We start from the raw sequence: 14,766 nt of genomic DNA on the forward strand, positions 1-14,766 counted from the left end.
AAATGATGAAAACAACAGAAATCAATATTCGTGACCCATATATTCTTGTACAGGGAGGTAAATATTATTTATATGGAACAAGAAGTGCAACCTGTTGGGGAACGGCAGATGGGTTTGATTGTTACGTGAGTGAAGATAAGGAAAATTGGAAAGGACCGATTGAGATTTTCCACAGACCGGAAGGATTTTTTGCTGATCAGAATTACTGGGCACCGGAATGTATTTATTATGAAGGGGCATTTTATCTGATTACGACACTTGGCGGTTCAGACAGAAAAAAGGGGATTTATGTATTACGTTCAGAGCAGCCGACAGGACCTTTTGAAGTGTACAGTGAACGGATTACACCAGAGGATTGGGCATGTATTGATGGAACGGTATACATTGAACAGGGAGTACCATATTTGATTTTCTCGCATTCTTTTGAAGATACGCCGGATGGAGATATGTGTCTTTTGAAAATGTCATCGGATTTAAAACAGGCAGAGGGAGAGCCAGTGACATTATTCTCTGCAGCAGAGGCAGTGTGGGCGAAGCCGGTTCCATTTGCAAAAGCAGAGTTTGGAATGGACGGAGACGTATACTTTACGGATGGGCCATGTGTGATGAAGATGGAAGATGAGAAGCTCTATATGACATGGTCGAGCTGGAGCACTTGTGGATATGCGGTTGGAGTAGCAGTATCAGATAGCGGTAAGGTGGAAGGCCCTTGGAGACAGTTGGAAGAGCCACTGTTCCCGGAGAATGGTGGTCATGGCATGTTGTATAAAGATGATGACAGTATGAAATTTACGTTGCATTATCCGAATGATAAATATAAAGAGCGACCAATTTTCAGAACGGTTGTTTTAAAGGATGGAAAATTAAAGTTGGAGGAAAGATAGATGATAGAGCAGAAATGGAATGAAGATTGGAAGTTTTGGGTAGATAAAGACTCATTTGCATTGGTGTGGGACATCCCGGAAATTGCAAGAGATATCACTCTTCCTCATGATGCAATGATTGAAAAACCGGCGAATCCGGACAGCTTAAATGGCGGAAATACAGGATTCCGCGACGGAGATGTCTATACATATGTAAAAATGCTTCACGCACCGGAAGAATACAAAGAAAAAACAATCATGTTAAAATTCGAAGGCGTGTATATGAATGCATTTGTATATGTTAACGGACAGCTTGCGGCTAAGAGTCCGTTCGGGTATACAACATTTTATGCACCGCTCAATGACTTCTTAAAATATGGGGAAGACAATGAAATCCGTGTGCAGGTGCGTGCCGGAGCGATGACAAACAGCCGTTGGTATTCAGGTGCTGGAATTTATCGAGATGTGTATCTTCTGGAATCCGGTCTTACGCATATTGTGCCGGAAGGTGTTCAGGTTAAAACAGAAAATGCAGATGAGACATATGCGACATTAAAAGTTGCAACAGAACTGGAAAATAAAACAGCAGTGACACAGGATTTGGTTATAGAGACAGTAATTAAAGATAATGAGGAAAATGTAGTTGCGAAAGAGTGTACATTTGCAACAATATTTGCTGGAGAAAACAGAACACTGCAACAAAGAATTCTTGTAGATAATCCAAAGCTTTGGAGTGCAGAGAATCCAAAACTTTACACTTTTGAGACAAAAGTATATGAGAATACAGAAGCAAAAGAGCTGTTAGATGAGGCTGTTGATACTTTTGGTATCCGTACACTTGCGGTTGATGCAAAACGTGGATTCCGCGTTAATGACAAAAGTGTAAACTTACGAGGCGGCTGTATTCATCATGACAGTGGACTTCTCGGAGCAGCTACCTATGAAGATGCTCAGTATCGTCAGATTCTGAAAATGAAAGAGGCTGGATTTAATGCAATCCGTATGTCCCATCATCCAATGGCACCTGCTATGCTTCGTGCTTGTGACGAGATTGGTATGTATGTTATGGATGAAACATTTGATATGTGGAATCGTCTCAAATCCAACTACGATTATGGATTGTATTTCCAGGAATGGTGGGAAAAAGACGTGACTGCAATGGTGAGAAAAGATTATAACCATCCATCCGTTATTCTCTATTCTGTGGGAAATGAGATTCCGGAAATCGGAACAGATAAGGGCGCGCAGACTTGTCAGGAAATCAGTGACAAGATTCGTTCTCTGGATGATACAAGATATACGCTTGCATCTATCAATGGTGTATTTGCTGCAGGAGATGCGGTGGATCAGATTGTAGCTGATGTAGCTGCAAACTTAAGCGCGGAAGATAAAATTGACGGAAATGTAAATGACTTTATGTCCTTGATGGATGCACATATGGATGAAATCGTGGTACATGATGCAATCAGTAAACGACTGGAAAAAGCATGTGCAGGAATCGATGTTGCAGGATATAACTACATGACAGCGCGCTATGAAAAGGATGGAGAGACTTATCCGAACCGTGTTATTGTGGGAAGTGAGACATATCCACCGGAGATTGCAAGAAACTGGGAGCTCGTAGAACGTCTGCCACATGTAATCGGAGACTTTACATGGACAGGTTGGGATTATATCGGAGAAGCAGGTGTTGGTATTCCTGCATATAAATGGGGAGAAGGCGGATTTGGAGCCGGATTTCCTGCACAGTTAGCATATCCGGGAGATTTTGATATTACAGGTTTCCGACGTCCTGCGTCTTATTATAGAGAAGCAGTATTCGGACTTAGCAAGAAGCCATATATTGCAGTGCAGAACCCGACACATTATGGAGAATTCTTGATCAAAACTCCGTGGATAATCAGCGATTCTACAGCAAACTGGAACTGGAATGGTATGGAAGGAAAACCGGCCATTGTGGAAGTATATGCACAGGGAGATGAAGTTGAACTGTTCTTAAATGAAACTTCACTTGGCAAGAAACCAGCCGGAAAAGAAGCAGGATTCCGTACATTATTTGAGACAACATATGAACCAGGAACACTGGTGGCTGTTTCTTATGAAAATGGACAGGAAATCGGAAGAAGTGAACTTGCAACTGCGGGAGCAGAGAGAGTACTTGCCGTAGAGCAGGAAGCATACGCCGGATTGAAACATTCAGAGCAGGAGCTGGTTTACGTTCAGGTTGAAATGCGTGATCAGAATGGCGTGCTGGCAGCTGATGACAACCAGAAGATTACATTGTCTGTTGATGGTGAAGTGGAAGTGCTTGGATTTGGAAGCGGTAATCCAAAACCGAACTATAACTTCAATGAAGGAGTGACAGAACTGTTCGGAGGACGTGCACAGATTATTATAAAGAAACCGGAAGAAGACGTAACATTAACAGTAACCACTGGGGACGGAGTTTGTGGCTCGATTCGTGTTCCGGGTGGAGCAAACTTTTAGACATTTGGTGGAACCATTTGGAGACGGAGATTAGGAGGCCATTTGGGGATGGTATGATTCCCCTTAAGTAGACAAGGTAAATAACCAAAATCTACTTAAGGGGGTTTTTTATGTCTAAATATTCAAAAGAAATAATTATAAAAGTATGTGAAGAATACTTATATGGAAACCTTTCAGAAATGGAATTATGTGATAAATATGGCATTCATTTCAAAAATGGCAATTCTATTATCACTGATTGGATTCCAAGATATCTTCAGGATGGAGTTGATGCATTTCTTCCTTCTAGTGGTAACAGAAATTATTTATCATCTGATAAGATTTCGGCGGTTGAAGATTATATTGCTGGAAAAGGTAGTTTAAGAACGATTGCTGCTCGATACGGAATTCCTTCAAAAGAAACACTTAGACGATGGGTTTTATTGTATAATGCTAATAGAAAACTTCGGGATTATAATCCTAAACGGGAGGTTTATATGGCAGAATCAAGAAAAAAAACAACCATTGAAGAACGTAAGAAAATCGTGGATTACTGTATTAATCACAACCACGATTATAAAGGAACAGCAAGTATTTATGGTGTTTCTTATAATCAGGTCTATTCTTGGGTAAGAAAGTATATTACACAAGGTGAAGAAGGATTAACTGATAGGCGAGGACAACATAAAACAGATGAAGAAGTAGATGAATTAGAACGCCTTCGTAGAGAAAATGCTCGCCTAAAAAGACAATTACAAGAAAAGGATATGTTGGCTGAATTATTAAAAAAAGTACAGGATTTCGAAAGGATGTGAGGCTTGGAAAACTCCGCTATGATTCAAAATTTATGGCAATAAAGTTTTTTTATGAAACAAAGAACTGGAGTATTAATTGGATGTGTAAGCAACTTGAAATATCAAGATCTGCCTACTATAAATGGTTGCATCGCGAGATTCCTGAACAAGAAGCAGAAAATATGAAATTGGCAGAACTTATAAAGGAGTATGACGAATGCTTTAATCATATCTTAGGATATAGAAGAATGACTTCATGGATTAACCATTTCAACCATACAAGCTATAATCCTAAACGAGTACATAGAATCATGAAAAAGTTAGGAATTCATTCTGCAATTAGAAGGAAAAAGAAGAACTATACTCCCTCGACACCAGAATCTGTTTCAGAAAATAAGTTAGGCAGAGATTTTTATGCGGATGCTCCTAATAAAAAGTGGACTACGGATGTGACTGAATTTAAAGTTCCAGGTACAAACAAAAAATTGTATTTGAGCGCAATACTTGATTTATATGACAGATATCCGGTTGCATATGTAATTGGCATACGAAATGACAGTAGGCTTGTGTTTAAAACCTTTGATAAAGCACTGGCTGCCAATCCTGAAGCAAGACCACTCTTTCATAGCGATAGAGGATTCCAATACACTAGTAAAATGTTTCAAAAAAAGCTCAACGAACATGAAATAGAACATTCTATGTCACGTGTTGGGCATTGTATAGATAATGGTCCAACGGAAGGGTTTTGGGGGATTATAAAAACGGAAATGTATCAAATGTACGAGATAACAGATGAGACATCATTAAGATTTGCAATATCAGATTACATTAAATTTTATAGTGAGAAACGACCTCAGGATAGGTATCATTGTAAAACCCCACTAGAAATAAGAACGGAAGCCCTTTCCACCGGACAACCAGTTGAATATTTAATTCCACGTAACAAACGAATTGAGAAATATAAAGAAAAATGGTGTGCATAGAAAAACGACCGCGCATTTCGTACGATCGTTCATCAGCACTTTATTTTAGTTATTTAACTTGTCTACTTGACAGGAATCAGATCAGGACGGAGTTAGTGGCTTTTTCGTAAGCAAAAAGCCACTAACTCCGTCCCCAAATGGCCCACGTCCCCAAATGGCCTCCTCCATGGTCCTGCAATGTCGCAATTTCCACTTTCAAATGTCCTCTGGTGCGCTGTTTACCAGAAATAATATTTGCTATGCTAAGCGCAGATACAACAAAAGTATACGGACGTGAGATGAAATATTTCTTAAAAAAGAAAGAATGTCGGATGTATATGAAAATATGTCGGGAATAAAAGATGAACAATAAAAAATGTCGTATTTCACTTAATTTTTTACATGTGAATATATGTCGGGTTGTAATACAATAAAGACATCTTAAGGGAGAGAAAGAAATCTCAACGTAAGTAAGTAAAATGAAAAGGAGTGTAGTAAAATGGCTAAAGAAAAGACAGTAAACACAGTCGTAAAAGACGAAATTAGCACAGCGTTTAAATGGTTCCATGCAACATCGGCAAACGGGGGAGCTATGTTGATGGCAGCTGTAATTGCCAGTTATTTCTCTGTGTATATGACAGATACATTGAAAATTCCGGCAGCAGCAGCGTCTGCTATTATGTTTGTAGCAACTTTATGGGATGCAATCAATGACCCAATGATGGGAGTTATTGCAGATAGAACAAAATCAAGATGGGGACGTTATCGCCCATATTTCATTTTTGCTCCAATCTTGTTGACATTCTTCGCAACAATGATTTGGATTGATTGGGGATTTGCATCAACAAGTACAAAAGTTGCATATGTATTAATTATGTATATCGGTTATGGAATGACAGTAACAATGTACTCAATGCCACATATGGCAATCCTTCCTGCAGCAGTTCGAAGCAATGAACAGAGAAATATGATCATTTCTTTAGGTGCAGGTGTATGTGCAACAGTATTTACAATTGGTAATACATTTACAGCAAATATTACAGGATTCTTCAATAATATCGGATTCAAAAATGGATATGTTCCATTTATGTTAATTTGTGGCGTGTTTGCATTTATCTCATTCTGGGGATTATTTGCAACATCAAAAGGAAAAGAAAAATATTTAGTAGAGCCAGAAAAAGGACATCCGTTAAAAGAAATCGGACGTGTGTTGAAATACAAAGAAGTATGGCCAAACTTAATTGCATGGGTTATGGCATCTATGGGATATGGAATGATGTTCTCAACATCGGTATATTACATAATGTATTACTGGGCAAGACCGGATCTTATCCCTGTATACATGGGAGTTATCTCTATCGGAGCTTTAATTTCAATGGTTGTATTAATGCCAATCTTCTTGAAAGTATTTAAGACAGGACAGAAAGCATTACTTGTATCACAGGCATTATCAATCGTATTGTATGTGATCTTATTCTTCGCTGGAAAAACAAACTTTGTATTCTTGTGCGTACTGACATTTATTTCAGCTTGTACAGCATCTATGCAGAATGCATTGGTTAACGTATTAGTAAATGATACAATCGACTTTATTATGTTAAAAGAAGGTAAATCTTCTAATGGAGTTATCTCTTCCATCAAAGGATTTGCACAGAAATGCGGTAACACAATTGTAAGTTCAGGTATTCTTGCAGTACTTTCTATCTCAGGATATATTGCAGGTGCAATTGGACAGCAGCCAGAATCAGCAATGTTCGCATTGAACTTCCTGAAATTCGGTGCACCATCTCTGACAGGTATTATCTTGATTATCTGTGTTGCTAAGAGCCCGATGAACAAATATGCAGAAGATATTGTAGATATGAAAGTGAAAATGGGTGAGAAGTAGACCAAACAGGTAGACCAAACAGGGACGGAGAAAAGTGGCTTTTAACCACTTTTCTCCGTCCTAATTAACATTATAGGAGATGTAGAGTATGAAAACATTCGGATTGAATCCATATTTACCATATTGGGAAAATGTACCTGACGGGGAGCCACATGTATTTGGAGACCGTGTATATATATTCGGAAGCCATGACAAACAAGACGGCAATTCATTTTGTGAAGAAGACTATGTAGGCTGGAGTGCATCGATAAATGATTTGGGAAACTGGAGATGCGAAGGCGTTATCTATAAGAAAGAACAAGATCCGATAAATGGGGCATCTTATGATAAAGAGATTCCTGCATATGATGATGCAATGGATGCAGAAGGAATGCTGCATAATTTGTATGCACCGGATGTGGCACAGGGACCGGATGGAAGATATTATCTATATTATGCTCTGGATTTTGTGAATGTGATTTCGGTTGCAGTGTGTGATACTCCGGCTGGACAATATGAATTTTTAGGATATGTGACAAGAGCAGACGGAAGTGTTCCGAATATCGGACGCTGGTTTGATCCGGCAATTTTATCGGAAGAAAGCGGCAATTACCTGTACTATGGATTCTCACCATCATTCAGATTTCCAGGAATGGAAACGTTGGAAATTCCGGGAGCAATGATGGTGAAACTGGCGGATGATATGCATACAATTATCAGTGAACCGGTTTGTGTTGCTAATGGATATGATACAGCGAAGGGAACAGACTATGAGGAACACCCTTTCTTTGAGGCATCCAGTATTCGTAAATTTGGTGAATGGTATTATTTTGTATATTCGAGTCAGCAAATGCATGAACTGTGTTATGGAATGTCAAAAACTCCGGAGGGTCCGTTTGAATTCAAAGGTGTGATCGTATCAAACGGAGATATCGGATATCAAGGAAATGAGCTGGCTACAAGCTATTATGGAAATAATCATGGCGGATTGGTTGAAATAAATGGAAAACATTATATTTTCTGGCACAGACATACACATGGAAGAGCATTTTCAAGACAGGGCTGTGCAGATGAAGTGCAGATACTAGAAGATGGTACAATCCCGCAGATAGAGATGACAAGCTGCGGATTGAACGATGGAGCATTGCCTGCAAGAGGAAAATACGAATCTTATATCGCATGCCATTTGACAGAGGCGGATAGAGAAAAAGTAGGACTTGTACTTGGAATGGGTGGAGGCCCTGGCGATTCCAGACCAGAACTTCCGGAGTCTATGCCATATATTACAGAGGAACGGGATGAAAACTATGAGCATGGATGCAAGCCGTATATTTGCAATATGAGAACAGGTGTGGTTGCAGGATTCAAGTGTTTTGAATTTGATGGAACGGAAAGAGAAATCGTACTGGAACTTCGTGGAGTCGGTAAAGTAGAAGTATCAGTTGACGCGCCGGATGGAAAAATTGTTGCAGAAGCAGAGAATACAAGTGAAATGTGGAATACTGTTTCAGTAGAATTGAAAAAGACAAAGGGAGTGCATGCGTTGTATGTGAAATGTGTGGATGGCAAGCTGGATTTTGCAAGTGTTGAGATGAAGTAGAGCAGTGATTTGAAGTAATGGGAGCTAAGTCGTTTGGCAGCTCCCATTTTTATGTTAATATACATCTTATCTCAAAGACAATCTTCCCTGTTGCTCTCGGATTTTTTTCCTGAATTCAGACGGGCTACAATGATTATATTGTTTGAAAGAACGACTAAAGTGATCGGTTGAATTATATCCGACTTCGATTCCAATTTCTTCAATTGTTTTTTCGGTATTTGCCAGAAAATCAAGCGCATGTCTCATCTTAATATTACGTAGAACATTTACAAAAGTCTGATTCATATTTTTCTTAAACAAACTGCTAAGATACGGCTTGCTGTAGTGGAAAAATTCAGAGAGTTCATCTAAAGTAACGGTTCGATAATGTTGGGTAATGTATTCCAGAATAAAAGTAAAATCAGTATCAATGGAATCTTGTTCATTGAATCCATAGTATAATGCAGATTTACCATATTTTCTTAAAAGTGTGCTGAACAGAATTTGAACATATCCATTGCAACAAGTACTGCTGTAGTTATCATCTGTATTTGCTTCGCGGACAATATTTTGTATTAACATTTTAATATTGTCGTTGTTGTCGGTATGAAAATAAAGATAGTTTGATTGATTTGTTTCATATAAAGTATTCTTAAAAAAGATGGCAAGTAAATCAGTTTTTGCAAGAAATGAGCCAAAAATAGCATCAAAAGTTGTTTTTCTTAGCTGGATACTGAGAACAAGACTGTCTTTTGCCGCAAGCACAGAGTGTTGCGTAAACGGAGAGATAATGCAAAAGTCTCCTTCGTTCATCAGTCGAGTTTCGTTTGAAATAATTTGTGTCAGTGCCCCGCGATATACATAGTTGATCTCAAAATAGTTGTGTTCGTGAAGAATATCGTTTTGGTAAGGAAGGTGAATAAAAGCAAAAACATCTCGTCCATATGGAATCAAAACTTTTTCAGTAATCTCAGAAGGTTTTTCGTTATTTAGGATATAGTCAACTTCGACCGGAAGTTGATTAATGTAAGATTCAAAGACCGAATCATCCCATTTTTCGGGCAGTTTGTTCCAGGAGTTTCTTGTTTTCTCGTCTGTGAGCATCCCGTTCTTTTTTAAAATTTTCAGAGCCTGAACAAAGTTTAGATTTGAGTGATGCACCTGATGATGTTGTTCGAGTGTGTGTGCAATGTCTTGAATGGTAGTGTATAGCATGGGGTCAACTCCTTTGAATTAAGGTTTTGTAATTCAGAGCATTATCATTTGCTCATAAATAGTTCAAGATTATTGTTGTAAAAGTTTTAGTATGATATAATTGGCGTGTTGTCGCACCCAATCTGGCAACAGAAAGGGGGTGCTTGCGTGGAATTTCTTATTTCTTTTCTTGTTTCCGTTATAGCAAGTGTAGTTGGCTACTATATTTGCAAATGGCTAGACGGAGACGATAGCGGCAACTAGCCTAAACGGATACTCAACCGTAAAAATGAGAAGAACCCTCAGTAGTTGCAGCTACTGGGGGTTCGTTTTTGCTTGCGCATTCTCATTTCTTTTCTTAGCTACTAAATAGTATAGCATACAAAAGTAGCTAAGACAAGTATATGATTTATAAAGGGCAAAAATGCATATCAAGAAAAACTTATAAGCTGTAAAAAGGGGCAATTCTTTGGCTATTTCCAGTCGGCATTCATAAATAATATCTGTATATGTTGTTCCTGTAAATTGATGAATCAGTTTACAGGAACAAGTCTTCATACTGAAAAGGAATGAGAAAGATGTTCAATATTAACAAAGGGATAGGTGGAGACGATAGTAATAACTGGTTTATATGGATAAAATATAGTATAATGAAATTAAAATTTTAGGGATAACAAGACAATAATAGTGTTATGGATCAAGTCTAAAGATTTATGGCATAGCTTTCAAGTTGAATATTGCACTGTGATTAACGGAAGAAAAATTATAATTTAAATGAGGGAGATTAACGAAGAAATGGAAGAAATGGAAGACATGGAAGAAATTATAAAAATCAAAGAATCCATATCAACGGCAAATAAGTTTCACTCCTCGGAGCTTTTTTATATAGAAGAGGAAAAATTACCATTTTCAGCAGGGGTGTATACTTTGGCAGGGTGTGCAATGCACTGGCATCACTCATGGGAAATTTTATGTCAGTTAGAGGGTGAAGCATATGTAAGATTTGGAGGAGAAAAAATTATTTCAAGACCAGGAGATATCACTGTTATTTCGGGTGAGGAACCTCATGAAACGGAAAAGATTACCAAGAGGCATAAAATATTATTGTTGCAGTTCCAAATGGAACCAATTTTACCCTATTTTTCTGTGGCCAAGGAATATCAGCACATTCCAAGCATATTACTAGATCCATTTCGAAAAGTTGGGCATTTTAATTTAAGAAGCAAAAAAGTGGAATCTATTATGTGGAAAATAGAGGAAGAATATAAAAAGAAGATTTTAGGATATGAGATTAGAATACCTGCATATATTATGGAATTAATAGTATATTTTATGCGAAATGATTATATTTACGTTAAAAGGCCTGAAACGGAAGTTATGGTGGCATTAGAAAAAATTAGGCCAGCATTGTCTTATGTAGAGGATAATTATAAAAATCATATAGAATTGCAAAGCGTGGCAGAATTGTGTTGTATGAGTATATATACATTTTGCAGAGTGTTTAAACAGGCAACGGATTGTACATTTGTAGAGTATTTAAATCATATTCGGTTAAAATCGGCAGAAAAATTATTACTTTCCACAAAATTACCTATTAGTGAAGTGGCATATGAGTCGGGGTTTTCAGGATTGAGTTATTTTAACCGAAAATTTAAAGAAGTATATTCTATGGGTCCAAGCAAATATCGAAAGATAAGTGGAAATGAAGAATTAAATTGTGAAGGTTATAATCATTCTAGAATCTAAAATACAGTGGTATATATAAGAGTCGAAAACACAAAATTATTAGTGGTTTTCGACTTATTTTTTTGAAAATAAAAAACTATCTGGCAAAATAGTGCAAAAATAAAGCAAAAATGGAATTGAATCAAGAATATAAAATCATTATATTAAAACTATAAGAGTAAGGAGAATATTAAAAAAAGGCGCCGAGAAGAAAAACAAAAAAGTATAAGTGTAAAAGGAGGAAAAAATGAAGAGATTAGTTGCAGCATTTTTATGTATGACGATGGTAGGAACAATGACAGCTTGTGGTAGCTCTGAAAAAGAAAATAATAAAGCAACAGGAGATAAACCAGAAAGTATTAATGTTATTTGTACAACAGATGAAGAAGGTCTTTATGAGTACGCAGGAAAAAAGTATGAAGAAATGTATGGTGTTAAAGTAAATTTGATTTGTCAGTCCTATGATAGCACGCACGAAAAAATAACTACAACATGGACTGGTGGAGGAGATGCAGATGTTTGTTATGTAGATATTCCATGGGTTGCAGAATTTGAAAGCAAGGGAGTAACCATAGATTTAAGTGATTATATGGACGAAGATGTGAAAAACAGTTTGATTGAGAGTTCGTTAAATCAGATGGTTTATAATGGAAAAACAGAAGCAATTCCATTTGCAAATGGTGGAAAATGGATGTTTTATAATAAACAGATGTTAGCAGATGCTGGATATGAGGAACCACCGAAAACTTGGGACGAATTAAAAGAAATGTCTAAAGATATGATAGACAAAGGTATTTGCAAGTATGGTATTGCGTGGGGAGCGTCTCAGGCAGAAGGGTTAATTTGTGATCTTACAACTATGATTTACAGTTTTGGAGGAACATGGCAGAAAGAAGATGCTTCATTTGATATTAATAGTGAAAGTGCAAATGATGCAGTACAGTTTATGTATGATTCAATGCAGGAGGGCTGGGCAGATCCAGCATCAATTACTTATACAGACAGAGATTGTTTAGATCCGTTCATGGCTGGAGATACCGCATTTGTTATGAATTGGGCTTATGTGTATGGATATGCAAATAATCCAGAAAATTCAACAGTTGCAGGAAATGTAGATATATGTTTAATGCCTGGAACTGATAAGGCAGAAAGTGCTTCAGTAACTGGCGGTGGTGGATTTGGAGTATTGTCTACGTCAAAATATCCAGATTATGCATATAAATATATTGAGCTATTCACTAATGAAGATATTCAGAAATATGCATATGAGAATTATAATGTGTTACCGACAATTGATGCATTATATAAAGATGAGAATCTGGTGGCTGAACATGAAGAGCTGGCTAAGTTTTATCCACAGTTTGCAACAGCACATCCAAGACCGCAGCTTGCTGATTACAGTGAATGGTCTAATACGGTACAGCCATTATTCTCAGCAGCACTATCAGGAGCAACTTCAATTGAAGATGCATTAAATCAGGCAGAAGAAGTATCAGAACGTTTTGTGAATTAAATAGAGAATGGCAGGTAGGTAAGCTTCCTGCCATTTTAAATATGAGGGTAAGAATATGAAGATGAATAAATCAAATATATCACAAGCACGAACTGCGTATGGAATGATTGCCCCTGCGATGCTGATTATTATGGGTTTAGGATTATTCCCTGCTTTGTTCACACTGTGGTTTAGTTTAAATGATGTAAATCCTGGAAGTCTGGCAATGAAATTTGTTGGGTTAAAAAATTATACAGAAGTTATGAGTACTAGTGCATTCTGGAACTCTTTAAAAATAACATTATATTTTTCTCTGGTATCAGTTGTTGTACAGATTATCATGGGAACATTAGTAAGTTTGCTTTTGAATCAGAATTTCAAAGGAAGAGGTTTTGTACGAGGGATTATTTTGATTCCATGGGCAGTTCCAACAATTGTAAATGCAAATTTGTGGAAGTGGATTTTTAATGCGAATGCAGGAGTTTTGAACAAGGTATTATTAAAATTACATTTGATAGATGACAATATAGTCTGGCTTGGAAGTGGTAAGCTTGCCATTAATATGATTATATTATCGGATACATGGAAAATGCTTCCTCTTGTTATAATAATGCTACTTGCTGGACTTCAGACCGTTTCTAATGATGCTAAAGAAGCAGCAATTATGGATGGAGCAAATGCATGGCAGAGATTTAAAGCGGTGTATTTTCAAGCATTGAAGCCAATGTACATAGTGGTTCTTGTTTTACGAACAATTCAGACGATTCGAGTTTTCGATATTGTATATTCGTTGACGTCAGGTGGACCAAATGATAGTACACAGGTAATAAGCTTTTATGCATATCATGAAATCTTTGATTATTTGCATTATGGAAAAGGATCGGCAATATGTGTAATTATAGCAGTTATTATATTGTTATTGAGTATTCTTTACCTGAAAGCAGGAAAAACGGAGGATTAGGATATGAATCGAATGATAAAAAGAAGAATAGGACGGATATTATTATATTTAGCAGTGACACTATTGTTGCTTTGGACATTATTGCCAATTATCTGGATGTTCATATCAAGTATTATATCAGAGAATGAATTATTAAGCAGTGACAAAATATTGCCTACATTAATTACATGGGAACGATACAAAACATTGCTATGGGATCAAAATCCAACAAAACAGGTTGAAGTATTTCGAATGGCAATAAAAAACAGTTGCATCGTTGCAGGGGTAACAACAATAATCAGTCTTGTGTTTGGTGCTGTAGCATCCTACGCATTTGCAAGATTACATTTTCGGATGAAAAGACCAATGTTATTTGGAGTAATGTTTTTTCAATTGTTACCACCAATTGCATTGGTAATACCATATTATATTATGATTAGTCGAATGGGACTGTTAGATCATTTGGGAACATTAATATTAATTAATACAAATGCGGTTCTGGCTTATGTAATCTGGGTTTTGAACGGATATTTTAAATCGGTTCCATTTGAACTTGAAGAAGCAGGAAGAGTAGATGGGTGTAGTTGGAATCAAGTGTTTTGGAAAATTATTATGCCAACAGCACTACCAGGATATGTTGCAGTAGGTGTTCTTGCCTTCCTTATGGCATGGGATGAATTTTTGTATGCATTAATTTTTACAACATCAAAAACTTCAAAGACGCTAACAGTTGCGGTATCGGAGTTTGGAACAAAGTATGGTATCGATTATGGAATGATGATGACAGCAGGACTGTTGGCAACGGTTATACCAATGGTATTAGCACTGATTTTTCAACGATATATCGTAGGAGGACTAACTGCAGGAGCAGTCAAGGGATAACA

11 protein-coding genes are annotated in these 14,766 nt (G+C 37.2%); 10 read left to right on the forward strand and 1 reads right to left on the reverse strand.

The features are described from left to right. Nucleotides 1-2 precede the first annotated feature (2 nt). From H8S40_RS00205 to H8S40_RS00230, 6 genes are all read left to right on the forward strand, one after another. A complete protein-coding gene (locus H8S40_RS00205; RefSeq protein WP_243238131.1) occupies nt 3-884 on the forward strand; it encodes a glycoside hydrolase family 43 protein in 882 nt (293 codons plus the stop codon). Further along, nucleotides 885-3,350 carry a glycoside hydrolase family 2 TIM barrel-domain containing protein gene (locus tag H8S40_RS00210; protein ID WP_186864264.1) on the forward strand — a complete coding sequence of 822 codons (2,466 nt, stop codon included), beginning with the start codon at nt 885-887 and terminating at the stop codon, nt 3,348-3,350. Between the two features lie 110 nt (nt 3,351-3,460). Further along, the gene (locus H8S40_RS00215) at nt 3,461-4,144 is read left to right on the forward strand and encodes a helix-turn-helix domain-containing protein (protein ID WP_117992213.1); all 684 of its coding nucleotides are present in this window, start codon (nt 3,461-3,463) and stop codon (nt 4,142-4,144) included. A gap of 32 nt (nt 4,145-4,176) precedes the next feature. Then, on the forward strand, nt 4,177-5,106 hold the full coding sequence (locus tag H8S40_RS00220; RefSeq protein ID WP_186864265.1) for an IS3 family transposase: 930 nt from the start codon (nt 4,177-4,179) through the stop codon (nt 5,104-5,106). Nucleotides 5,107-5,584: 478 nt separating this feature from the next. Beyond that, nucleotides 5,585-6,973, forward strand: coding sequence for an MFS transporter (locus H8S40_RS00225; RefSeq protein WP_186864266.1), 1,389 nt, complete (start codon nt 5,585-5,587; stop codon nt 6,971-6,973). An 88-nt stretch (nt 6,974-7,061) separates the two neighbouring features. Then, nucleotides 7,062-8,552 carry a family 43 glycosylhydrolase gene (locus H8S40_RS00230; RefSeq protein WP_186864267.1) on the forward strand — a complete coding sequence of 497 codons (1,491 nt, stop codon included), beginning with the start codon at nt 7,062-7,064 and terminating at the stop codon, nt 8,550-8,552. Nucleotides 8,553-8,618: 66 nt separating this feature from the next. Here H8S40_RS00230 and H8S40_RS00235 read toward each other — a convergent pair whose 3' ends face one another. Beyond that, complete coding sequence (locus H8S40_RS00235) at nt 8,619-9,746, reverse strand: AraC family transcriptional regulator (protein WP_121056441.1); 1,128 nt, start codon at nt 9,744-9,746, stop codon at nt 8,619-8,621. A gap of 774 nt (nt 9,747-10,520) precedes the next feature. On the opposite strand from H8S40_RS00235, the gene H8S40_RS00240 reads away from it, so the two are divergent. From H8S40_RS00240 to H8S40_RS00255, 4 genes are all read left to right on the forward strand, one after another. Continuing rightward, nucleotides 10,521-11,471, forward strand: a complete 951-nt coding sequence (locus tag H8S40_RS00240) for an AraC family transcriptional regulator (protein ID WP_186864268.1) — start codon at nt 10,521-10,523, stop codon at nt 11,469-11,471. 226 nt (nt 11,472-11,697) lie between these two features. Beyond that, nucleotides 11,698-12,963 carry an ABC transporter substrate-binding protein gene (locus H8S40_RS00245; protein WP_121056442.1) on the forward strand — a complete coding sequence of 422 codons (1,266 nt, stop codon included), beginning with the start codon at nt 11,698-11,700 and terminating at the stop codon, nt 12,961-12,963. Between the two features lie 55 nt (nt 12,964-13,018). Then, nucleotides 13,019-13,903, forward strand: coding sequence for a carbohydrate ABC transporter permease (locus H8S40_RS00250; RefSeq protein ID WP_022074425.1), 885 nt, complete (start codon nt 13,019-13,021; stop codon nt 13,901-13,903). A gap of 3 nt (nt 13,904-13,906) precedes the next feature. Further along, nucleotides 13,907-14,764, forward strand: coding sequence for a carbohydrate ABC transporter permease (locus H8S40_RS00255; protein ID WP_022074426.1), 858 nt, complete (start codon nt 13,907-13,909; stop codon nt 14,762-14,764). Nucleotides 14,765-14,766 lie beyond the last annotated feature (2 nt).

This window comes from Ruminococcus hominis (assembly GCF_014287355.1).
Taxonomy (GTDB): Bacteria; Bacillota; Clostridia; order Lachnospirales; family Lachnospiraceae; genus Schaedlerella; species Schaedlerella hominis.

Coding starts and splice junctions, on each gene's coding strand:
- H8S40_RS00240 (WP_186864268.1), top strand. CDS start 10,521: ATGGAAGAAATGGAAGACATGGAAGAAATTATAAAAATCAAAGAATCC.
- H8S40_RS00225 (WP_186864266.1), top strand. CDS start 5,585: ATGGCTAAAGAAAAGACAGTAAACACAGTCGTAAAAGACGAAATTAGC.
- H8S40_RS00220 (WP_186864265.1), top strand. CDS start 4,177: ATGGCAATAAAGTTTTTTTATGAAACAAAGAACTGGAGTATTAATTGG.
- H8S40_RS00250 (WP_022074425.1), top strand. CDS start 13,019: ATGAAGATGAATAAATCAAATATATCACAAGCACGAACTGCGTATGGA.
- H8S40_RS00255 (WP_022074426.1), top strand. CDS start 13,907: ATGAATCGAATGATAAAAAGAAGAATAGGACGGATATTATTATATTTA.
- H8S40_RS00235 (WP_121056441.1), bottom strand. CDS start 9,746: ATGCTATACACTACCATTCAAGACATTGCACACACACTCGAACAACAT.
- H8S40_RS00215 (WP_117992213.1), top strand. CDS start 3,461: ATGTCTAAATATTCAAAAGAAATAATTATAAAAGTATGTGAAGAATAC.
- H8S40_RS00205 (WP_243238131.1), top strand. CDS start 3: ATGATGAAAACAACAGAAATCAATATTCGTGACCCATATATTCTTGTA.
- H8S40_RS00245 (WP_121056442.1), top strand. CDS start 11,698: ATGAAGAGATTAGTTGCAGCATTTTTATGTATGACGATGGTAGGAACA.
- H8S40_RS00230 (WP_186864267.1), top strand. CDS start 7,062: ATGAAAACATTCGGATTGAATCCATATTTACCATATTGGGAAAATGTA.
- H8S40_RS00210 (WP_186864264.1), top strand. CDS start 885: ATGATAGAGCAGAAATGGAATGAAGATTGGAAGTTTTGGGTAGATAAA.